Here is a 1,321-nt window from a genome sequence, read left to right as displayed (position 1 = left end):
TGTGCTGCGGCCCTTCGCATGTCACTACGGTGACGATCCCTACAGCTTGCGCATCACGGTGACGACCTTGCCGAGGATCGCGGCGTTGTTGCCCGGAATCGGCTCGAACAGCGGATTGTGCGGCAGCAGCCACACCTCGCCCTTGGACCGCTTGAACGTCTTGACGGTGGCCTCCCCGTCGATCATCGCAGCGACGATGTCACCGTTGTCCGCCACGGACTGCTGACGAACCACCACCCAGTCGCCGTCGCAGATGGCCGCGTCGATCATCGATTCACCGACCACCTTGAGCAGGAACAGCGAACCCTGACCGACCAGCTCGCGGGGGAGCGGGAACACGTCCTCGACGGCCTCCTCGGCCAGAATCGGGCCGCCTGCAGCGATCCGGCCCAGCACCGGCACGAACGTCGGGGTCGGCAATCGATCCTGATCCTCCGATGCCTGCGATCCGTCGACCGCCGCGGCAGCCTGATCGGCCTGCACCTCGTCGAGACCGCGGACATCGACGGCGCGGGGGGCGGTTGGCGTCGCGCCGGAGGAAGCCCTTGCGCTCGAGGGTGCGGAGTTGGTGAGCGACGGACGAGGTCGACGTCAGACCGACCGCGTCACCGATCTCCCGAATGCTCGGTGGGTAACCGCGCTCGGTGACCGAAGCGCGAATGACCTCGAGTACCTTCCGCTGCCGCTCGGTCAGACCCGCACTGATGTCGGTGCCGACTTCCATGGCCTTGGATGTCGGTTCCGCGGCCGGCTTGCCCGCTGCGGCCTTCGGTGCGGTGGCCCTGGCTCCGGTCGTCTTGGAACCGGTCGTCGTGGAACGCGTGGTCGACCTCGTCGAGGTCTCGTCCTTCATGCTGTCGGCCTCCTGCTGGTGTCCTGGATCCGGTCTGCGGGGTAGGTCTGCGCGGACTGGAGTTGATGGTGTCGACTCGTGTGGCGTGTGGTTTCTGACACGAATCTAGCGTGTATCAGCTGTTGAATCAAACATCTGTTCGACTCGTGTCGCGTTTTCTGCAGACATTGTCGGAGGCTCGTGATAGAACTTCGAACAAGCGTCCATCGAACGCCTGATCGAACAATCGATCCAACGAGCGAAGACGAGGTTCCGATGACCATCATCACCGATCGCCCCACCGCCGCCGGTGTCCGTGCCCGATCCACTGTCGTCGAGCGTCGTCGCCGGGCGCGTCCGGTGTTGCACGGGCTCGCCACGCAACCGGGCCCGTGCCTGCCCGTCCTGGACCCGTCGTGGACCGACGTCACCGATCGCCGAGGTGGCCGATCGCGAGTTCGACGCGACCTCGGCGCACTCGCGAGCCAG

Annotated in this window: 1 protein-coding gene and 1 pseudogene; one reads left to right on the top strand and one right to left on the bottom strand. The window is 65.6% G+C overall.

Annotation, left to right across the window (positions count from 1 at the left end; genetic code table 11):
• Positions 1 to 39 precede the first annotated feature (39 nt).
• Positions 40 to 724, bottom strand: a pseudogene (gene lexA, locus RHBS_RS27825) (transcriptional repressor LexA).
• 384 nt (positions 725 to 1,108) lie between these two features.
• On the opposite strand from lexA, the gene RHBS_RS27820 reads away from it, so the two are divergent.
• A partial coding sequence (locus RHBS_RS27820) for a hypothetical protein (RefSeq protein ID WP_145977660.1) occupies positions 1,109 to 1,321 on the top strand: 213 nt, incomplete at its 3' end.

Origin of the sequence: Rhodococcus sp. BS-15 (assembly GCF_000813105.1) — a bacterium.
Taxonomy (GTDB): Bacteria; Actinomycetota; Actinomycetes; order Mycobacteriales; family Mycobacteriaceae; genus Rhodococcoides.
The sequence above is the reverse complement of the archived record's forward strand: the minus strand, read 5'-3'. Positions and strand labels throughout refer to the sequence as shown.